This window comes from Kutzneria buriramensis (assembly GCF_003387475.1).
Classification (GTDB): domain Bacteria; phylum Actinomycetota; class Actinomycetes; order Mycobacteriales; family Pseudonocardiaceae; genus Kutzneria; species Kutzneria buriramensis.
On sequence record NZ_QUNO01000035.1, the window covers coordinates 21,266 to 42,095 of the forward strand.

16 protein-coding genes are annotated in these 20,830 nt (G+C 66.3%); 9 read left to right on the forward strand and 7 right to left on the reverse strand.

Going from position 1 to position 20,830, the window contains the following annotated elements; translation table 11 throughout:
* The first annotated feature begins 32 nt into the window (after positions 1 to 32).
* Positions 33 to 851, forward strand: a complete 819-nt coding sequence (locus tag BCF44_RS56330) for a tyrosine-type recombinase/integrase (protein WP_170218231.1) — start codon at positions 33 to 35, stop codon at positions 849 to 851.
* A gap of 718 nt (positions 852 to 1,569) precedes the next feature.
* Positions 1,570 to 4,122, forward strand: a complete 2,553-nt coding sequence (locus tag BCF44_RS52185; RefSeq protein WP_211353663.1) for a tetratricopeptide repeat protein — start codon at positions 1,570 to 1,572, stop codon at positions 4,120 to 4,122.
* Positions 4,123 to 4,349: 227 nt separating this feature from the next.
* Here the strand turns inward: BCF44_RS52185 and BCF44_RS58890 are convergent, their stop codons facing one another.
* Positions 4,350 to 4,472, reverse strand: a complete 123-nt coding sequence (locus tag BCF44_RS58890) for a hypothetical protein (RefSeq protein WP_281283273.1) — start codon at positions 4,470 to 4,472, stop codon at positions 4,350 to 4,352.
* 184 nt (positions 4,473 to 4,656) lie between these two features.
* Here BCF44_RS58890 and fxsT point away from each other — a divergent pair, with 184 nt between their 5' ends.
* Both fxsT and BCF44_RS55090 read left to right on the forward strand, forming a co-directional pair.
* Entirely contained in the window at positions 4,657 to 7,569 is a 2,913-nt protein-coding gene (gene fxsT / locus BCF44_RS52190; RefSeq protein WP_211353664.1) for an FxSxx-COOH system tetratricopeptide repeat protein, read from the forward strand.
* Positions 7,570 to 10,439: 2,870 nt separating this feature from the next.
* Positions 10,440 to 11,927, forward strand: coding sequence for a PIN-like domain-containing protein (locus BCF44_RS55090; RefSeq protein WP_170218232.1), 1,488 nt, complete (start codon positions 10,440 to 10,442; stop codon positions 11,925 to 11,927).
* A 24-nt stretch (positions 11,928 to 11,951) separates the two neighbouring features.
* On the opposite strand, the gene BCF44_RS52195 is transcribed toward BCF44_RS55090, so the two are convergent.
* Positions 11,952 to 12,461: a hypothetical protein gene (locus BCF44_RS52195; RefSeq protein ID WP_116182067.1), complete on the reverse strand. Its 510-nt coding sequence runs from the start codon at positions 12,459 to 12,461 to the stop codon at positions 11,952 to 11,954.
* A 56-nt stretch (positions 12,462 to 12,517) separates the two neighbouring features.
* Here BCF44_RS52195 and BCF44_RS52200 point away from each other — a divergent pair, with 56 nt between their 5' ends.
* Together BCF44_RS52200 and BCF44_RS52205 are read left to right on the forward strand one after the other, a co-directional pair.
* The gene (locus BCF44_RS52200; RefSeq protein ID WP_116182068.1) at positions 12,518 to 12,850 is read left to right on the forward strand and encodes a hypothetical protein; all 333 of its coding nucleotides are present in this window, start codon (positions 12,518 to 12,520) and stop codon (positions 12,848 to 12,850) included.
* A gap of 273 nt (positions 12,851 to 13,123) precedes the next feature.
* Positions 13,124 to 13,321, forward strand: coding sequence for a hypothetical protein (locus BCF44_RS52205; protein WP_116182069.1), 198 nt, complete (start codon positions 13,124 to 13,126; stop codon positions 13,319 to 13,321).
* Between the two features lie 90 nt (positions 13,322 to 13,411).
* On the opposite strand, the gene BCF44_RS52210 is transcribed toward BCF44_RS52205, so the two are convergent.
* The 3 genes from BCF44_RS52210 to BCF44_RS52220 all read right to left on the reverse strand — a co-directional run bounded on the left by BCF44_RS52210 (position 13,412) and on the right by BCF44_RS52220 (position 15,666).
* Positions 13,412 to 13,762, reverse strand: a complete 351-nt coding sequence (locus tag BCF44_RS52210) for a hypothetical protein (protein WP_147329025.1) — start codon at positions 13,760 to 13,762, stop codon at positions 13,412 to 13,414.
* Between the two features lie 130 nt (positions 13,763 to 13,892).
* The gene (locus BCF44_RS52215) at positions 13,893 to 14,426 is read right to left on the reverse strand and encodes an NUDIX hydrolase (protein WP_116182071.1); all 534 of its coding nucleotides are present in this window, start codon (positions 14,424 to 14,426) and stop codon (positions 13,893 to 13,895) included.
* Positions 14,419 to 15,666, reverse strand: a complete 1,248-nt coding sequence (locus tag BCF44_RS52220; RefSeq protein ID WP_147329026.1) for an NsdA family TPR-like regulatory protein — start codon at positions 15,664 to 15,666, stop codon at positions 14,419 to 14,421. The genes BCF44_RS52215 and BCF44_RS52220 overlap by 8 nt, the downstream gene beginning before the upstream one ends.
* 132 nt (positions 15,667 to 15,798) lie before the next feature.
* Between BCF44_RS52220 and BCF44_RS52225 the strand changes: the two genes are divergently transcribed.
* The 3 genes from BCF44_RS52225 (at position 15,799) to BCF44_RS52235 (ending at position 19,010) form a co-directional block, all read left to right on the forward strand.
* Positions 15,799 to 16,203: a hypothetical protein gene (locus BCF44_RS52225; protein ID WP_116182073.1), complete on the forward strand. Its 405-nt coding sequence runs from the start codon at positions 15,799 to 15,801 to the stop codon at positions 16,201 to 16,203.
* Complete coding sequence (locus BCF44_RS52230) at positions 16,200 to 16,577, forward strand: hypothetical protein (RefSeq protein WP_116182074.1); 378 nt, start codon at positions 16,200 to 16,202, stop codon at positions 16,575 to 16,577. The genes BCF44_RS52225 and BCF44_RS52230 overlap by 4 nt, the downstream gene beginning before the upstream one ends.
* Before the next feature lie 90 nt (positions 16,578 to 16,667).
* Positions 16,668 to 19,010 carry a tetratricopeptide repeat protein gene (locus BCF44_RS52235; protein ID WP_147329027.1) on the forward strand — a complete coding sequence of 781 codons (2,343 nt, stop codon included), beginning with the start codon at positions 16,668 to 16,670 and terminating at the stop codon, positions 19,008 to 19,010.
* Positions 19,011 to 19,117: 107 nt separating this feature from the next.
* Here BCF44_RS52235 and BCF44_RS52240 read toward each other — a convergent pair whose 3' ends face one another.
* On the reverse strand, positions 19,118 to 19,921 hold the full coding sequence (locus BCF44_RS52240; protein WP_116182076.1) for a hypothetical protein: 804 nt from the start codon (positions 19,919 to 19,921) through the stop codon (positions 19,118 to 19,120).
* Between the two features lie 3 nt (positions 19,922 to 19,924).
* Complete coding sequence (locus tag BCF44_RS52245; protein ID WP_211353665.1) at positions 19,925 to 20,761, reverse strand: sigma-70 family RNA polymerase sigma factor; 837 nt, start codon at positions 20,759 to 20,761, stop codon at positions 19,925 to 19,927.
* Between the last annotated feature and the right edge of the window lie 69 nt (positions 20,762 to 20,830).

Here is a 20,830-nt window from a genome sequence, read left to right on the forward strand (position 1 = left end):
GAGACGTTCAACGGATCGCGGTGAAGGGGTGGGTGAACAAGACGCTCCGCGAGAATATGGCCGACAAGAGCGCCCAGGACATCCTCGTGTTGTTCTCGATGATTCTCGGGGAAGCCGTGGACGAGGGGTTGATCGGCGCGAACCCGTGCCGGAAGCTCCGCATCAATTTCGACGATCGGCCGGAGCGCCCGCACGCCACCACCGATGAAGTCGACGCACTGGCCGGGCGCATGGCCCCCGACAACGGCTTGATGACGATCACCGCCGCCTACACCGGGCTGCGGTGGGGCGAGATCGCCGGGTTGCAGTGGATCCGCACCTACCTCGACGACGACACGCCGCACATCGACGTCGACCCGAAGGTCGGCGCGCTGCACGAAGTGAAGGGCAGGCTGGAACTCGGCCCGCCCAAGACCCCGGCCAGTGTCCGCACGGTGCATCTGCCGCCATTCCTGGCCGACGCGCTGAAGGCACACCGGCAACGCAACCCCGACTCCCAGTTCGTCTTCACCGGGGTCAACGGCGGGCTGCACCGGCGGTCCAACTTCCGCCGCCGGGCCTGGCTGCCCGCACTGGCCGGGGACAAGGAGAAGGGATGGTCACCGCTCAACGAGGAGATGCACTTCCATGACCTGCGACACACCCACGAGACGTGGTTGATCGAGGACCGGGTGCCGCGCATCCTGCGGCTGGTTCGGTTCGGGCACAAGCGGAAAGACGTCGACGACATCTACTCGCACATCACCGAGCAGATGATCGAGGACATGCTCGAGGCCCTCCAACAGCGGTGGGAGCAGGACGGCGGCTGGGCGTGGCGGGAAAGTCCCGCTGTGGAGCCAGAAGCGGCGTGACCTCTTCGGATCGGGGCTTGTGGTCAGGAGACCGTGCTCCCAATTTGCTCCCAAAAGTCAGAAACGGCCCGCCGATGAAGATCATCGACAGGCCGTCTGATCAGCGAAAACACGCTGTGGGCGATACTGGGATCGAACCAGTGACCTCTTCGGTGTGAACGGTACCGGGCATGTCCCAGCCGTCCCGCCTGATCGCGATAGTCGCAGTTCGAACGGCCGGCGTCAGTCGATCCGTCCCGTTGGTGTCCCAGCGTGGAGCTCGATAGCAGGTTCGCCCAGCTACCGGTTTGGGCACCACGGCGCCGGCCGACGCGTTGGGCTCCGTCGTGGATTGGTTCACTTCCCCGAGATGGTGAAGATCTTGCTGTCACCCAGGTCCAGGCTCCAATGCTGCCCCTGACCTGCGGCGGACACAGTTGTTGATCAGCCACGTTTCTCGTCGTCTATCGACCCTCCACGGCCTGCAGATGGCCTGGCTAGCACTGCGTCCGCCGCAGTTCTGTGGTGCAACTCTTGCTGTGCGACTGACAGAGCATTGAACTGGCGCTTCAGGCGTTCCGCATCTGCGGAGCCACTCCGCATTCCGTGGATGTTCCGTGCTACCGACTGCGGCGTGCTGCTGCGCTGTCTGGGAGTGGGACAGAGGCGGCGGGCGGCCATTCGGGGTGTCCCATCGGTATCGGGCACGGGCCGGCAGGCGTGGCAGGATACTCAGGCCGTGACCAACGGGTCCGATCCTCCACCCAGCCAGGTGACCAACGTCGTGCACGGCGACAACTACGGGGTCCAAGCCGGCACAATCCACGGCGGCGTGCACTACTACCAGTCGGCGCGGCCGGCGGTGGACCTGCCGTATCGGGCCGGGATCACGCCGCTGCGGGCCGCATCGTTTCAAGATCGCGGCGCCGCTCAGCTGGTGGCGGGGATGCTAGACCGCGGAGATACCGTGGTTTTGACCTCTGACGGGTCGCCGTCGACCAGTGTGTTGTCCGGGCTGGGCGGGGTGGGCAAGACCCAATTGGCTGTGGACTACGCGGAACGTCTCTGGTCTGCCCATGAAGTCGAACTGCTGGTGTGGGTCACGGCGGACTCCCGTGAGGCGATCGTGTCCAGCTACGACCGCCTGGCCGCAGACCTGACCGGGGTGGAGGACCCCGAGCCCGTGCTCGGTGCGCAACGGCTCCTGGAGTGGCTGGCCGGCGCGTCAGTGCGCTGGCTGGTGGTCCTCGATGACCTCCAGAGCCCCCGCGATCTGAGTGGACTATGGCCGCCGACCACGCCGACCGGCCGCGTGGTGGTGACGACCCGTCGTCGTGATGCCGCCCTGCACGGACACCGCCGCCAGCTGATCGAGATCGGGGTGTTCACCCCGACCGAAGCGCACGCCTACCTGCACGCCGCCCTCGCCGATCAGCCCCATCTACTCAATGGTGCCGCGGAGTTGGCGCGCGAGCTGGGATATCTGCCGTTGGCGTTGGCCCAGGCTGCCGCCTACCTGCTGGACCGGGGCCTGTCGTGTACTGACTACCGGGCCCGGCTGGCCGATCGACAGCGCCAGTTGTCCTCGCTGCTGCCCGACGTGGAGGGACTGCCCGATCAGCACCAGAAGACGGTGGCCGCGACGTGGTCGCTATCGGTCGAGCACGCCAACCAGCTCACGCCCGTAGGAGTGGCGGGCCCGATGCTGGAGCTGGCCAGCCTGCTGGACGCCAACGGAATACCCGCCGAGGTGTTCGGCACCACCACCGTGCAACAGCTGCTGACCGACCGGGCCGGGCGCGTGGTGAGCGAGGAGGACGCGCGGGACGGGTTGGGATGTCTGCACCGGCTAAGTCTGATCACCCTGGATCCGCGCTCGCCTTCGCGGGCTGTACAAGTGCACGCGTTGGTGCAGCGCGCCACCCGGGACAGCATTACTGAGGATCGGCTGTCGATACTGGCGCGTGTCGCGGCGGACGCGCTCCTCCAGGCATGGCCGGACGTGGAACGGGATACCCAGCTGACACATGCGCTACGGGCCAACACGGACGCGGTCGCTACAGCCGGTGGTGACCATCTGTGGGAACCAGACGGGCACCTAGTTCTGTTTCGTGCCGGGCACAGCCTCGGCGAGAGTGGATTGGCTGCCGAGGCCGTGGACTATTTCCAGCGACTTCGGGCCACATCCACCCGTCGTCTCGGGCCCGACCACCCTGCTACCTTGAGAGTCCGCCGCAATATCGCCTACTGGCGCGGGGAGGCGGGTGACCCTGCGGGAGCTGTCGCCGCGTTCGAGGAGTTGCTCACCGACCGCGTGCGGATCCTCGGCCCTGATCACCCCGACACTCTGAGAGCCCGCCATAGCATCGCCTACTGGCGCGGGGAGGCGGGTGACCCTGCGGGAGCTGTCGCCGCGTTCGAGGAGTTGCTCACCGACCGCGTGCGGATCCTCGGCCCCGACCACCCCTCCATCCTGACCACCCGCCACGCAATCGCCTACTGGCGTGCGGAGGCGGGTGACCCTGCGGGAGCCGTCACCGCGTTCGAGCAGCTACTCACCGACCAGTTGCGGATCCTCGGCCCCGACCACCCCTCCATCCTGACCACCCGCCACGCAATCGCCTACTGGCGTGCGGAGGCGGGTGACCCTGCGGGAGCCGTCACCGCGTTCGAGCAGCTACTCACCGACCGACTGCAGATCCTCGGCCCCGACCACCCCGACACTCTGAGAACCCGTCACAACATCGCCTTCTGGCGCGGGGAGGCGGGTGACCCTGCGGGAGCCGTCACCGCGTTCGAGCAGCTACTCACCGACCGACTGCAGATCCTCGGCCCCGACCACCCCGACACCCTAACCACCCGGGCCGACATCGCCCACTGGCGCGGGCACTCGGGCGATCCTGCGGGAGCCGTCGCCGCGTTCGAGGAGTTGCTCGCCGACCGGGCGCGGATCCTCGGCCCCGACCATCCCTCCACCCTCAGGGCCCGTCACAACATGGCCTACTGGCAGGGGGAGGCTGGCGATCCTGCGGGAGCCGTCGCCGCGTTCGAGGAGTTGCTCGCCGACCGCGTGCGGATCCTCGGCCCTGATCACCCCGACACTCTGAGAACCCGTCACAACATCGCCTTCTGGCGCGGGGAGACGGGTGACCCCGCCGGAGCCGTCACCGCGTTCGAGCAGCTACTCACCGACCAGTTGCGGATCCTCGACCCCGACCACCCCTCCATTCTGGCTACCCGCCACGAAATCGCCTACTGGCAGAAGCGGTTGCCAGGTAGCAGGTCCAACTGATGTGCTGCTACGTCATCAGCTCCCAGCCGGCCGATGCGTAGTGTGACCTTCTCGGTCTGAACTAACGGCAGACGCGTTTCCGCAGGTCACGCACGGGCATGCGATTGCTTCCGACCGGCGGTGACGGTCGCCCACGGTCGCTGCGGTTGCTGTACTTCGCTGCTGTACTCGCTGTCGCGCGGCCGGCGATCGAGCCCGGAGACCTGCTCGGCGGTGGTGTGCGTCCGTCAGAGGTGGAGGTGGTCGAGCAGCCAGGTGGCCACGGCTCGGGTGAGTCCGGACAGGACGGCGCCGAGCACGGCGTGGATAACGGGCTGCGGGGTGTTCCGATGTTTTCTGCGGCGGGGCATGGTGACCTCCGAGAGAGCCGGTGGATAGGGGTGGCAGGCCTGCCGATGACAACGGTCCTCGTTGGGCCGTTCGGGCGGACTCGTGCCGGCCGACCCCGGATGGTCGGCGGTGAAGCGGCTGGTCGGGCTAGGTTTCCGGGTTCCGTAGTCCGGCCGAGTCGGGACAGCGAAGGGATGCGGCGGCGTGCAGGGAGACCCGCGGGCGCGGTTTGCTGAGCAACTCCGCGAGGTGCGCTCGCTCGCGGGCGGCCTGTCGCTGTCGGCCCTGGCCAAGTGCTCGCCGGTGCTGACCACGTCCGTGCTGAGCACTGTGTTGCGCGGTGAGTTCACCCGAGCGCCGCGGTGGGAGGTCGTGTGGGCCCTCGTCACGGCGTGCCGCACTCTCGGTGCCGATCAGTTCGGCAACCTGCCGCGCGGCTTGAGGGACCTGTCTGCGGAGCAGGTGTGGCGGGACCGCCACCGCGCGCTGGTCGAGGTGCTGGAGATGCACAAGACCATCCCCGCCGCCGCTGACAACACTGCTTCGCACCTACCCGTGGCGCCAGCCCCGCAGGCCGGGCCGACACACCTGGTCGGCAACATGGGGAGCCAGGCACCCGTGGACCAGATGGTGCAGGCCCACACCATCAACGGCGGCGTTCACCAGTACCACCAGACGTCGCGGCCGGTGGTGGCGTTGCCGTATCGGTGGGGAACCGTGCCGTTGCGGGCGGGGGCGTTCCAGGACCGGGACGCCGCCCGGATGATCGAGGGCGCGTTGGGCTACGGCGACGCCGTCGTCTTGACTTCGGACGGGCCGGCCACGACCAGTGTGCTGTCGGGGTTGGGTGGGGTCGGCAAGACGCAGCTGGCGGTGGACTATGCCGAGCGCCAGTGGGACGCGCACGAGATCGATCTGCTGGTGTGGGTGACGACGGGTTCGCGTGAGGCGATCGTGTCCAGTTACGCCGGCCTGGCCGCCGACCTGACCGGGGTCGAGGACGCCGATCCCGAGCAAGGTGCCCGACGCCTGCTGGGCTGGTTGGCCAGTAGTACGGCCCGGTGGCTGGTGGTGCTCGATGACGTGCAGAGCCCGCGGGATGTGCGGGACTGGTGGCCGCCACACTCGCCGACGGGGCGGGTAGTGGTCACCACCCGGCGTCGGGACGCGGCGCTGCGTGGGCACCGCCGCCGCGTGGTCGAGGTCGGCGTGTTCAGCGAGGCTGAGGCTCTGGCCTACCTGGAGGAGGCGCTGGCTGGGCAGGCGCACCTGATCGACGGGGCCGCGAGGTTGGCGGCGGAGTTGGGGTTGTTGCCGGTGGCGTTGGCGCAGGCCGCCGCGTACACGCTGGATCGGGCGCTGACCTGTGCGGAGTACCGGGTGTTGGTGACTGATCGGCAGCGCACGTTGGCGTCGGTGCTGCCCGATCCGGAGGGCCTGCCGGACCAGCACGAGCAGACGGTGGCCGCGACCTGGTCGCTGTCGATCGAGCATGCCAACCGCCTTCCCCCGATCGGGCTGGCGGGGGTGGTGCTGGAGGTGGCCAGTGTGCTGGATCCCAACGGCATCCCGGTCGAGGTGTTCACCGCCCCGGCCGTGCTCTCGCTGCTGGCCGAGCGGACGGGTCGCGAGGTCAGCGCAGACCAGGCGCGGGAGGGGCTGGCGTGTCTGCACCGGCTGAGCCTGATCACCCTGGACGCCCGTTCGCCAGCGCGGGCGGTGCGGGTGCACGGCTTGGTGCAGCGGGTCACCCGGGAAAACCAGTCTGATGAAGCGCTGCCGGCTCTGGTTCGTCTCACGGCCGATGCGCTGTGGGAGGTGTGGCCGGAGGTGGAGCGAGACCCTCAGCTGGCACAGGTACTGCGGGCGAACACGGATGCGGTCGCCGTGGCCGGAGGTGATCGCATGTGGGAACCGGACGGGCACGAAGTGCTGTTTCGTGCGGGGAACAGCCTCGGTGAGGTGGGTTTGGTTGCCGAGGCTGTGGACTATTTCCAGCGGCTGTATGCCACCGCCACCCGCTGTCTCGGCCCTGACCACCCCGACACCCTGACCACCCGCCACAACCTCGCCCGCTGGCGCGGCCAAGCTGGTGACCCGGCCGGGGCTGCCACCGCGTTCGAGGCGCTGCTCACCGACCAGCTGCGAGTCCTGGGCCCGGACCACCCGTCCACCCTGACCACGCGCAGCAGCATCGCCTACTGGCGCGGGGAAGCTGGTGACCTGGCCGGGGCCGCTGCCGCGTTGGAGGAGCTGCTCACCGACCGGCTGCGGGTCCTGGGCTCCGACCACCCCGACACCCTGACCACCCGCCACAACATCGCCCGTTCGCGCGGCCAGGCTGGTGACCCGGCCGGGGCCGCCGCCGCGCTGGAGGAGCTGCTCACCGACCGGCTGCGGATCCTAGGCTCCGACCACCCCCACACCCTGACCACCCGCCACAACCTCGCCCGCTGGCGCGGCCAAGCTGGTGACCCGGCCGGGGCCGCCGCCGCGTTCGAGGCGCTGCTCACCGACCAGCTGCGAGTCCTGGGCCCGGACCACCCGTCCACCCTGACCACCCGTCACGAAATCGCCTACTGGCGCGGGGAAGCTGGTGACCTGGCCGGGGCCACCGCCGCGTTCGAGGAGCTGCTCACCGACGAGCTGCGGGTCCTGGGCCCCGACCACCCCCACACCCTGATCACCCGCCACAACATCGCCGGCGGGCGCGGCCAGGCTGGTGACCCGGCCGGGGCCACCGCCGCGCTGGAGGAGCTGCTCACCGACCGGCTGCGGATCCTGGGCCCCGACCACCCCCACACCCTGACCACCCGCCACAACCTCGCCCACTGGCGCGGCCAAGCTGGTGACCCGGCCTGGAGCGCCGCCGCGTTCGAGGCGCTGCTCACCGACCAGCTGCGAGTCCTGGGCCCGGACCACCCGTCCACCCTGACCACCCGCCACAACATCGCCCACTGGCGCGGCCAGGCTGGTGACCCGGCCGGAGCCGTCACCGCATTCGAGGAACTGCTCGCGGACCGGCTGCGGGTCCTAGGCCCCGACCACCCCCACACCCTGACCACCCGCAACAACCTCGCCTACTGGCGCAACCGCCTCGACAGAGAAGATGGGTAGGACAGATGCAACGGTCAGGCCGCGGCTGACCTATACGCAGCCACACCACCGTCGTCCGATCAGCAGCGACGTACCCCTGCCACACCGTCTGCATGCATTCGCCAGGTACGGCCATTCACACGGCGCTACATGGCCGCGCAGGTGTCTACGCCTGCTCAACTCAACCCTCAACGACCCCAGGCACTGATAGGCCGCAGGCCCGGGGCCTGATCGACGACCGCGCGCTGGCCCGGCCTGGGAGCGAAACCTACACTGTCAGGCCGCGCCGGACAGGATCGTCTGCATGCGCTCCGTCCTCAAACATCGACCACCTTCGGGCCCTGGGGTCCGGCTACTTCGACGGTCTCAGGGTTTCCCTCACACTCTTTCGAGCTCTGTGACTTGGCGACCGCCGGCGATCGCCGAGACTGTTTTACCTGGTCAACCCCCAACGAGTAGATGTCGTGATCTTCCCCGAAACGAGGCGAATGCAACCAGAACTGCACCGGTACCGTCCAACTTAACTGGAACCAGGCGGCCCGCTAGAGGGCTTCCAGGCAGCCGACCGACACCTGTCCGGAACTTGACACTGTCCGTATACTGACCTGCTGGCTTGACGGAGGTGCGACAGAAGCCGGCCGTTCGTCGAACTGGAGCACCGGTAAAGGGGATCTCATGTCGGACCTGGTGATCAGCTACGCGGGTCACATGCCCTCCTATCCCGGCCTGCCCGTCGCGGACATGTATCCGTACATTCCATCATTTAAAGCCGAATATGGCGATAGAAAGATCTTTCAGACCTGGGTACAGTTGAGTGGATACGCTGCCAACCTGATCAAGTCTCGACTAGTCGACATTGCAGATGCCGACCAATTTCTACGGGGCCTGCTTCTACGATATGGCGTCCGCCGACTTGAACGTCATATGCACGGTTTGGAGATCAAAGATCTAGAAGGCGAGCCCCAGACTGACGTCTGGAACCTTGCGGCAAGCGACGCCTCCGAGCTGCTATCTCTCACCAATGAGAAGACGTGTACATATCAACGGAAGAGTGGGCGTGACCTCTTCTGCATGGCACCATCACAGCATGACGGTAAGGCGATATATACCATCGAAGGGCGCAGATGTTCCCCAACCTCGCGGGCCGTTTGTCGCGAGTGCACCCTTCCTCATACGGATTACATATGTTCACATCTGCTACATCCAGAAATTGGCTCGGTAGCGGCCGGTGGGCTATATCAACGGCAGGTCGTGGGAGCGCTATGCGACCAAGGAATGTCCGCGGTGCGAGAAATTCAGCAATGTCGCGCGGGAGGTCACAGTTGCTGGCAGCGACTAGTTGAGCTTGAGCAGCCTGCCGCCGAGTCGATATCTCCACTAGGTTTGGCGGAGTCATTCGACGTGCTTGATGCAATATGGAGATTGGCCTTCGGCAGAAATAATCGCCTGCTCGCACTGAGTACGGCAACAGGTTCGGCAGCGCTGTCTTTGGGGTGCGCAAATCGTGCGGAATTCGAAACGCGTCTTAGCGCTCTGGCAGACATTGTTGATCGATTGAAGATTGACTCGTCACTACTCCCGGTTGGCGGCTCACAGAATGACAACAAGGGCAGCCTTGACAAATTGGAGCAGTGCCTACTAAATAAGCTTCCAGAGCGTCATCGGCCAGCCGTAGTTGACGCGATTCGGACCATACGTCGCATCCGACAGGCCAGGAATGCTATTCAGCATGGCATAACAGAAGGTGGCGGCTTGACGGCAAAACTGCGGGAACTTGGTATCGACGATGCGCCGCCAAGGTGGTCTGAGGCCTGGGACTCGATTCGTGTCCAAATGGCCAATGCGCTGACGACCATTCGGGTAGAGTTGCGACAATGGGTTGACTCCACGTCCTGATGGTCGTTGTACACGGTTGACTGCGCACCATCCCGCAGGCGACAACGCTGGCAGGCGCCCCTGCTCGTGACGGGCCAGGCCAAGATCAGGCCGTCGACGACCGAACGGCCTGGAGCTGTTCGCTGATCACTGCCGCCGGCACCCAACCGTCGCGCTCGACCTGCGCGGCCGGCACCGTCACCTCGGCCACAAGGTCCGCAACCTGGGCGGGTGCCGGAATCGATGTCCTGGCGCCTAGGGTTAGTGCACCGGTCTGGCCGAGCCGGCTGTGGACATGACGAAGCCGTTGGTCCCCGGGAGCGCAGCCTCACGGGACCCGTCAGTCAACGTCCGACTGACTCTGGCCGCCACGAGTGGCCTTTCGCGATTTCCGCTCAGCTTCGTACGCTGCCTGCGCACGGGCGCGCGAAGGATGCAGCTTGACTAGGTACTTGACTCGCACGGTCGATCCACCGAGCGGGTTCCGACGAGACGGCTTGCGCGCTGGCCCGACGGGAACAAGCTGCCGACACGGTTCGCGACGGCCAGCTTTGCAACCTGCCACCTCACATGGCACGTCCGCACGCTCGTACTTCTTCAATGGGTCCGCGCCACGGGTGACCGTCGTCATTGACGTACCAACCCGACCTCGTCTCTGCACCATGACCAGACTCTACTGGCGTTCGCAATCAGGCGGTTAGAGGCGCCCGTCGGCGCTCAACGAACGGCCGCGACCTCAAGACAAACGCCGCCAGGAACGCAACCACCTGGCCGTTGGCTGGCACCCCACGACTTGGCCAAGAGCGCAAGGAGTTTACCTGGACAATAATTTGCAGCCAACACCACCCGAATGGCCTACACTGAAAGGGGGTTGGTAACGCTGCGCCAGCGCATAACCTGCCGCTAGCTCCAGAACGGCGCAGGCCAGATGAGTCAGCTTAGCCTAACCTCGCCGCGAACCTGGACGGGCCTACGTTAGTCGTCGTCAAGTGCACATCTTCGGAGATAGCGTCGCCATGGAGAACAGCGCAGGCAAACAGCTCAATACACCCCCGCGCCTTGGTCTGTTTGACGGCTTTGAGGCATACCTGACCGCCGACGACAACAAGTATCTAGACTTATTTAACAGCGGCTTGATTGTCCTCGACACGAACGCGATACACAATCTGTACCGATATGCGGAGCAGACGCGCCACGACTTTATAACTGCACTTCGTGCGGTTAAGGAACAACTATGGGTGCCACATCAGGTTCTAATTGAATTTTGGCGAAATAGAGACTCGGTGATGCGGGATAAGACGGCATCGCCTCAAGATATAATCGATTATGCAAACGAGTCCTATGTTGCCGTTTGCGAGAAGATCGACAAATGGGCTAAGCGAATCTCCTTGGAAGAGGCCAAGCAAGACGGTTTAAAACAAGAATTCCGTGCAAGTGTTGACCGTCTGATTACCTCGTTGCAGTTCCATGGCAACGAGGAGTTGCATTCTGTAAGTGATACGAATAGCGACCCCGTCCTTAGTGACCTGTCAGGCCTCCTGCACGGGCGCATAGGTGCACCCATTTCGCGGGAGGATAGAGATGATGCGAAGGGCGAGGCCGAGAGGCGAATAGCTGCCATGCAGCCGCCAGCGTACAAAGATAGCAAAAAGCCGGTAGATGAGGCAATCGGAGACTATTTAATTTGGCATGAAATGCTAGAGGAGGCAAAGAGGCGGCAAGTTGATGTCCTCTTTATAACAGGTGACGTTAAGGAAGACTGGTGGCGCATTGATGGCGGGCGGACCCGAGGGCCGCGCGTTGAACTCTTCGATGAGATGAAGTCGAAAGCTGGTGTGGCGCTCTACATGCTTCGCCCCGAAAGCTTTCTTCATCACATTCGACGCCTTCTGAAGGTTGAGGTTGAACCGAACTCCATTCGCGAGGTGGAGCTAATTGACGAACGCACTGCGGCTACCGTTTTCAGGGTTGGTGGCGATGCAATCCTTCGGGACTCTCAACTTTTCGATCCATTCGAAGGAGGTCGCAATAGTCTTGACGGCTATGTTTCATTCCTGAAAGACCAAGGCGCGAAGGTGTTTTTCGACTTCGCGCTAGAGGATAGTCCAGAAGTGGAGGCTAGGTTAGTTTCTTATCGTGAAAAGCAGTTTATAGTAGGGCACATCGGCCCGGGTAGTGATACTCGACAAGCTTATTCCACGGTGAAGATTCTCCGGCAGGCCGCTAACCGTCTATACAATGCGGACGAAGTCGAGCTTGTACTGGTTACCCCCAGTCCTTCGCGTCCAGTCTCTGCTGTTATTGTGAATGAAAGTGGCGCCGTCCCGGTTTGGCGAAGTGGTTCGCGTTGGTGGAGTATTCGCCGCGGTGTCGATAAAGGGTTAGCGCAAGAGGCGCTTCGCTTGTCAACCAATGTGGTGGCCCGTGGCCGCGAGGAGCTCGCACGTATCAGCTCTGGCGAAGATTACGCCACGAAAGGCCTTGACAACGATTTGGATATATAGCTCCAGATTTAGCGGAGGCCGTAGTTAGGCCGCCGTCGATAGGATGGTCCGCAACTGCTCGGCGATCGCGGCCGCCGGCACCCACCCGCCACGCTCGACTCGATCCGCCGGCACCGTCACCACGGTCACCACCTCCCCGACCGCGGTGCCCTCGGCCGCCGCAAACACCCGCACCTCCGGAAAGCCGGGGACCAGCGGCACGACCACCGGCCGCCCGGCGTGGTTGCCGGCCAGCGCCCCGTACTGGAGGTGATCCTCCCCCGGCACCGACCGGACCGGGTCCGCCAGCTGAACCTCGACGCCGGCGTCGGTCAGCAGCTGCACGACGGCCTTCACCAGCTCGACCGAGGCGACGATCATCGTGCCGTACTTCTCGTAGCGCGGGATGTCGCCGCAGTGGCGGACGAAGAAGTCGCGGGCGCCCTTCTCGAAGTCCTCCGCCGTCATCGTCGCCGTCGCCGCCATGTCGAACGCCTCCCCGATCACCGTGCCCGCGGCCCATTCTCGCTGATCACCGTCGGTGGAAAGGTTCACGACGGCGGGTGAACGCTCGATCGTGTCGACTGGCGAACCACGGTTGAGCAGCGACGATGGACAACATGGAGGTGGTGTGGGAGAGGTTCCTGGTCGGCGTTGACGTCGCCGTGCTGGTCGACGCCGACGAGGCCGAACTCGACCGGTGGCCCACCGGCGAGCTGTACGAGCGGCTGCTGTTGGCCGGCGTCCCGATCACCTACGACCCCACCGGCAGCACCAGCACGTTCGGCGGCCGGCCCGACTACTTCGACTTGCTCGTGGCCGTCACCGCCGAGGTCGTCACTGCCCACCGCCCTGGCAACGGTCTCGGCGAGGTGGACCTGCTGCCGCCGGCGGCGGCCGAGATCGTGTTCGACTGGTACCGAAGGAATGTCGATGTCCCCTGACCGGCCTGGCCATGTCTTGACTTCGGCTGAGGAGCTGCTGCTCGCCGAGCTCAACCGTTTGGCCGCGCCGACCCGCGCACAGGCCAAGGACGCCCTGTGGGTGTACGGGTCGATGGAGGACGTGGTCATCGACGCGGGGCGGTGGTACCTGCCGACTGTGGCGCCGGTGCTGGTGGGCGGGATCTCCGGAGTGGCCACGCAAGCGCGGGAACGCCGCGCCACGTACGTGGAGGGATTCCTGTACGACCTCGACGACCGGGTCCAGACCGGGGCGTGGGTGGCCAACGGCGACCTGATCGTCGCCGGCACCAGTGGGGGCTGGCGTTCCTCGGCGTACCGCTACGCCTCGACTTCGTCGACACGGTCCGCCGGCGGTCTGGCTCCGCGTCGGTGCTGCACGGTCAAATCCTCGACCGCTGGCGGCTGCTCGAGTTCGGGCTGCCTCGCAACGCGGTGGTCGACGCGGGCTGAGCACGGCCACGCTATTGCCTCTGCACGGCCAGGACGTAGCGATGTCAACGAAGACCGCTGTAGTGATGAGAACCGCGGAATTGCCCGTGGTCAGTACGCATCGGGGTCGGGGTTGCTCACCGGGGCGTCGCTCCACGGATCCCTCATCGTCCGGTGCAGCTCACCGGCAACCAGGGTGAGGCTCGGCTCGGCATCGGCGAGGTGCTTCACGGCCTCGCGGTAGCCGGCCAGCACAGGGTCGGGCAGCCGGCCACCGTACGCGCGGCCAACGCCGATCGACAGCCGCCGTAGCCCCGTGGTCAGGGCAGCGACCGCCGCGGCAACCTCGGCAGCCTCGGCCGGATCCGGCACGTCGGACGCCTGCATCGTGCTGTCGATGAGGGAGGCGTCCGCGACCAACCGAGCCGCAAGCTCCCGCCACCCCGAACGCTCCACAGCCATGCCCGGCACCGTAGCACCAGAGAGCGCACCACATGGTCCTCTGACCTGCGGTGATGCGAGCCGCGGAATCCAGAGTTCGACTTCGCCGAGCCACCAACGACAAACCCGGCTCATCCTCTGACATGGGCCGTCACCGCGTCGCCAGGTAGAACGCCAGCGCCGTCACCGACGGCCCGTCCGGCACCTGGCCCGCCGTCATCAGCTTCGGCACCTCCGCCAACGGCACCCACTCGACCCGGTCCGCTTCGGCGGCTTCAGGTTCCCCGACGAGCGTTGCGCCGGTTGCGACGAACACCCGGTACAGGTGTGAGCTGATCCCGGCCATCGGCGCATACGTGGTCAGCGGTTCCACTGTGGACACCCGGTATCCGGTCTCCTCCAACACCTCGCGTCGCGCCGCATCCGCCGGGTCTTCGCCGTCGTCGGACCAGCCGGCGGGGATCTCCCAGCCCCACAAGTCGGTGGCGAACCGGTGCCGCCACAACAACAGCACCCGGTCCGCGTCGACCACGACGGCGCCGACGGAGGCGCGCGGGAACCGGAGCACGTGGTGCTCGAACCGCTGACCGCCCGGCACCTCGACGTCGTCCAGGTCCACGTTGACCCACGGCGAGGCGTACACGCGGCGCGTGCCGTGGGTGGTCCAGCGGGAAGAGTCAGCCACGCGGAAGCTCCTTCAAATGCGTGTCGAGGTCGGTCACCGCGCCCGTGCTGCGCCACGGAGCGAGCCGGGCGTGCAGTCCCCGGGCCCGGTCGAGGATCGGCCCGACCAGCGAGCCGGCGGCCGACCGAAGCGCTCCGACCGTCAGCCGCGCCGCTTCCTCGGGCTCGTTCTCGATGAGGCGGCACTCGGCCAGGTCGAGCGTGATCAGCGCCCGCCCTTTCGCGTCGGACAGCGCACGCCGGTCGAGGGCGGCGTCCAGCAGCGGCGCTGCGTGGGCGGTGTCGCCCAGCGACAGGTAGACAGTGCCGGCGATGCCGTCCAGCCGTGGGCCGTCGAAGAAATCGGTGCCGGACGCGGCGTCCGTGTTGCTCGACAGCGCGGAGTGCGCGCGATCCAACGCCCGCAGACTGCCCTCACGGTCGCCGGCCATCGCGGCGGCGCGCGCGTGCAACGCCGCGATCCACGCCTGTCGCCGGTAGCTGGACCGGGCGCGGGCAAGGTCTTCGGCGCGGGCCAGGAGTTCCCCGGCCTGGTCGTGGTGTCCGGCGTAGAAGGGGCCGACGGAGCGGGTGGCGAGCACCCACGCCGCAAGGTCGGGGTCGGCGGCTTCCTGCGCCGCCTGCTCCCCGATGTCGAAGTAGTCCGCGGACTCGCCGGGCCGTCCAAGGTCAAGCCACAGCCCGCCGGACAGGCCAGCGAGCACACCGAGCAGGACGACGGACCGGCGACGTTCCCGGAGGTGCTGGGGCTGGTCGAGAGCTTCGCGGAGGCGGTGGAGCTGACCGGACACCAGCGGGAGGAGCTCGTCGGGCGGCGTCGTCGGGTAGCGGGCGGCGTAGCCCAGCACGGCGTGTTCCATGTGGTCGAGTGCGGCGCCGGAGATGGCGGAGCGGGTCAGGGCGTCGGTCAGCCGCCACGGCTCCACATCGACGACGGGGCCAAGCCTCCCGGATGTCGTGGGCACGAGTTGCCCGGAGGGGGCGAAGCCGAGTTCGGCGTCCGTGCTGGCCCCGAGCACGGCGCGGAGCGCCGCCCGGTAGTGCGCGGCGGGCCACTTCACGGTGCCGTTCTCCCACTTGGCCAGAAGCCGCGGATCGAGGTCGTACCGGGTGTTCGTGGTGTCCCACAGCCACGCCACAACGGCCTTCACCAGCTCCTGACGGCTCATGCCCTGGCCAGGGGTCGTCCGGGAGGGTTTGGCCTCCCGGCGCGCGCGGAGCAGGCGGTTCGGCTCGGGCATGTCAACATCTTGACGGCCGGGGGCAGCCCGCGCGAGGTGCCGGGGTGGTCACGCTGATCTGACCCACCGTGACCACGGTTGATCCCTGCGGTGACATCTCGGCGTCGTGCGCGACGGCCCGATGGTTTCTCCATGACCGGGGAGCAAAAGCTGTTCACGGCGTGGATGACGTCCACGGACCGCGTGGATCACGCCGTCTCGGATGAGGAGTTCGCGGCGAACCGCCCGGAGCCGGAAGCAATGTGCGGCGCGGTGATCATGCTCGCGAGCATGGAGACCCCGCCCGGCCCGCGCTGCGCCCGGTGCACCGCGTTCCTCGCGGCCCGAGAGTCGCTTCGTGGCCTGGAACAGCGCCTCGATCCGCACCGGCACCGCCGCCCGTCGTGGCTGGGCCGACTCCTACATCCGAACACTTCGACTCCGGTCGTCCCGGGCCCGCGCGCTCTCGCTCGGGACGGCCGGCTCCAAGCTCCGGTGGACACGGCGGGCTCCCCGGCCGCTGTGTCCACCGGGCTTCCCAAGGGAGCGGGCGCGTGAACGTCCTCGACGTCGCCGTCGCGCTGTGGCCCGAGCTGGACGACCTTCGCCACTTGGACGGCTGGTCGTGGCAGCGCGGCGACGGCGCGGGCGACCTCGCCGAGTGCGGGCTGTGCGGCTATCGGTCGCTGACCCCGCTGTGGATGGAATGCTTGTGGATCTTCGGCCCCTCCGACGCGCACGCCGTCCGCGCGATGGCGGGCGGGGAGCCGACGTGGACGTTTGAGGGCACCGTGGCGGAGGCGCTGACCGCCCTCGCCGAGTTGCCGCGCCCCGGTCAGCCGGGTGCACCGCTGGTCGCGATCAACACCGGTTGGACGGTGAGTCCTCCCGGTGCCGCCGACGGGGATCTGGCGACGCGTACATTCGGGTGATTACGCCCTGTTTCGCGACTTCGATTCGTCTGGCAGGTTGCGACACTGCGTGACCTGCCGATGTCGAGGCGGGACCACGAGGGAGCCGTGATGCGGGTGCAGAGGTGGAGCCGGCGAGGCTGGACGGTGTTCGCCCTGCTCACTGTCACCGCGATGGTCGCCGTGCCCGGCGCGCTGGCCGCGGCGGGGATCAAAGACACGTGGTGGACAGGGCTCACTGCTGGCGCTGCGGTGGTGTTGGGGGTGTTCGCCAAGCCGCTGACCGAACGCATGCAGCAGATCTCAAAGCGCCGAGACGACAACGACCTGGCCGTGCTCAACGGCTGTCTGGTCACCGCCCGGGGCGAGTTGCCGACCGTGCGCCAGATCCGGGATCCACGCCAACTCGGCGTGCACCCCGCCGCTCGCCTGTCCGACTCCGACGGAGCAGATCCCGTCACGGAGACCGCGCCGGCCTACGTGCCGCGCGACGTGGACGAGACGGTGCGGCGCCGGATCGCGCGCGGCGGATTCGTGCTGCTGGTCGGCGACTCCACCGCAGGCAAATCCCGCACCGCGTACGAGGCGATCGCGGCCACTGTGCCCGACCACGTCCTGATAGCCCCGACGAACGCGGCCGCGGTGCGGGTGGCGGTGGACCGCGCGACCCAGACCAGCAACTGCGTCGTGTGGCTCAACGACCTGGAGCACTACCTCGGCGCCGACGGCCTCACCTCGGAAATGCTGGCCCGACTGCGCACCGGCAAGGGACATCGGGTGGTGGTTGCCACCATCCGCGCCGTGGAATACGACCGATTCACCGATGTCGCCGGCGATGACGCTGCCCGGCAGACGTTCCGGGCCGCCCGTGCGGTATTGGCGTCGGCTGACGAAGAGGTCCGGGTCCCGCGGCGGTTGTCCACCGCCGAGCGAGCCAGCGCTGAGGATCGCGCCTGGGACCTGCGGATCGCCGACGCCTTGCGGCACAGCGGGGACTACGGACTGGCCGAGTACCTGGCGGCTGGTCCCGAACTGGTTCGGTCCTGGCGCAACGGTTGGGAACCCGGCACTCACCCGCGGGGCGCCGCGCTGGTCGCGGCGGCGGTGGACGTCCGTCGTGCGGGCCTGGTGCCGCCGTTGCCCGGCCGGCTGCTGGAGGAATTGACCGACACGTACCTCCAACGAGACGGCGGAGACCGGCTACGGCCAGAGAGCATGGAGGCCGCGTGGGAATGGGCGCTGCGCCCGCGCCGCGCCACCACCGCGCTGATGACCGGGTCCGCCAAGGCCGGCTACGACGTCTTCGACTACCTGGTCGACCTGACCCAACGCGAAAGCACACCCGACACGTTTGTCCCGGCGTCGGTGCTCCGCGCCGCCGTGGACTACGCCGACGGCTCCACGGCGCAAACTATCGGCTCGACGGCCCGCGAACAGGGTTATTACGAGGTTGCCGCTGATGCATTGTCGGCAGCGGTTCAACAGAACAGCGCCGACAATGGCTCCGAGCATCCGGACACGCTGATCAGCCGCAACAACCTCGCCAGCGTGCTCCGGGCCCTTGGGCGGTTGGAGGAGGCCGAGCGAGAGAGCCGCGCCGTTTTGGAAGCGAGCATTCGGGTGTCGGGTCCGGAACATCCGGGCACGCTGATCAGCCGCAACAACCTCGCCCTCGTGCTCCAGGACCTCGGGCGGTTGGAGGAGGCCGAGCGAGAGGGCCGCGCCGAACTTGAGATCTCCACTCGGGTGTTGGGTCCGGAGCATCCGGACACGCTGATCAGCCGCAACAACCTCGCCCTCGTGCTCCGGGCCCTTGGGCGGTTGGAGGAGGCCGAGCGAGAGAGCCGCGCCGTTTTGGAAGCGCGCATTCGGGTGTCGGGTCCGGAACATCCGGGCACGCTGATCAGCCGCAACAACCTCGCCCTCGTGCTCCAGGACCTCGGGCGGTTGGAGGAGGCCGAGCGAGAGCACCGCGCCGAACTTGAGATCTCCACTCGGGTGTTGGGTCCGGAGCATCCGGACACGCTGATCAGCCGCAACAACCTCGCCAGCGTGCTCCAGGACCTCGGGCGGTTGGAGGAGGCCGAGCGAGAGCACCGCGCCGTTTTGGAAGCGCGCATTCGGGTGTCGGGTCCGGAACATCCGGAGACGCTGACCAGCCGCAACAACCTCGCCCTCGTGCTCCAGGACCTCGGGCGGTTGGAGGAGGCCGAGCGAGAGCACCGCGCCGTTTTGGAAGCGCGCATTCGGGTGTTGGGTCCGGAGCATCCGGGCACGCTGACCAGCCGCAACAACCTCGCCGCCGTGCTCCGGGACCTCGGGCGGTTGGAGGAGGCCGAGCGAGAGCACCGCGCCGTTTTGGAAGCGCGCATTCGGGTGTTGGGTCCGGAACACCCCAGCACAGTGATCAGCCGAACCAGCCTCGCTCACGTGCGATCTCTCCGTGGCGAGTAAGCCGCTAAGCACGCAGGCAGCAGGTGCGACACCCTGTCTAGAGACGCACAGCATAAGTGGAGTACTGACCAAGGCGGTCCGCCTGACCGTCCGCGGCGTTAGTGAAATTAGGTGCGATCAAGAAAGATCACCGTTGCGTCATCCGATATCTTATTGCGAGGCCAAAGTTTACCCAGCGGGTCTGATTCTTCGGCGGCCCGCACCTGTGAGATAAGCTCGCGCGGCCCATCATTTGTCAGAACGTCAAGCGCCCCACGCCAGCTGTATAGGCTGAACGGGTCCACGGCTCGCGCGGCGCCGTCGGTTAGGACTGCAACTCTTCGAACAGCGAAAAGTGGCATCTCGCCGGTTATTGCCTCATCTGCGGCACTGGGGTCGGCGGCGGCGATCCAGTAGCCGCCGGGTGTGTTTCTGGCGGCTATCTCTGCCCGCTTCATTTTGATCAGCGCTGCGGCCTTGTCGCTAGAATCGGCCGGTAGTGCGTCTGCTTCCGCGCGTTCAGCCAGGGCGGTCTTGTTTACGCGAAGGTCGCTAATCGCGAGCTGATTCGTGCCGCTGTCAATTACGATGGTGACGTCACCTAGGGCCAGGTACCGAAGACGGTCGCCGTCGATCTTTACGATTCCTACGGCTGCACAAGGCGTTGCAGGGTTGGTTAGGTCGCACGATCTAGCATGTAGTCCTGCGGTGTGCAGAATACCCGCACGCAAAGCCTCGGTCGGGTCGAGGTGAGAGTGATCTAGTATGGACGTCGCGAGCCTCTCCGCAAACCACGCGACGCCGTGCGCGCATCCCGTGTCGGTTCGAGCTGTCAAGCCGTCGAGTACAACCATTGCGCGCGGGTTGCATGCGGCACAATCCTCATTATCGGCATTGACTGAGCCAGGTTTGGTTGCAAGCTGGATTAGCATTGGTCACCCCTCGTGGCGGTAAATAGGAGCGACACGATCGACACTGCGCATCTTCAGCTGGTCGCCCGCTTCGAACTCGTAGCGCACGATGGTTGAGAACCGGCGAGCTTTGATTTCCCGGTGCAGCTCTGCAAGGTTCTGGGTTACAAATTGCGCGGCACCCAACGTTCCCGGTGCATGTAGCCCTGCGAGATACAGGAAGGTTCCCTTGCCGTCTGGACGGGGCAGACGTCCCACATAACCGTAGTCGGCGCTCTCGCCAAGGTCTCGCGGCGAACGATACTCCTTGCCTTCTGTGAGATCGACGAGATACCAGCCTTTATCGTCGGAGAGGTACCGGATGTGAGGGTCCGCGCCCATGACCTGCGCCAGAAAGGGCAGCAGTCGAGGGTTGGTTAGGACGATTAGGTTGGACCTGTTCAGATCGACATTGCCGGGAGCTGGCACAACCTCGTATGTCGCGTCAAGCCCGGTCCGCCGGGCGGACTGCCCGAGTAGCTCGAACGACGCGAATGACTCGGCCGAAAGAACATCGCTGGGATCGTTGCGGTTCGGCTCGCGTTTTGCACCAATGGCGACAGTGAGATTCCCGTTACCGTAGAAGGCCCGTTCTGGCCGCAGGCCGGCTGTGAGTAGCTGAGAGATCCGCCCCTTGGACATGTCCAGTAGCGCAGCCATCTGCGTCTGTGTCATGCCTCCGGCTTGCAGCTGTTCGAGCGCTTCTCGTCGCAGTCGCGACAGCTCGGCAATCACAGCCTGATGCTCGTCGATCAGCGTTCCAACCAACTGCGCACGCTCGGCAGGGTCCGCGACCGCTGCCACGCGCTCTACGTCTGTCACAGCCTGCTCCGCTCCTGTCATGGGGGCTAAACCGCAGTCTAGCTGGCTACACCCCCCTGCAACACCCAC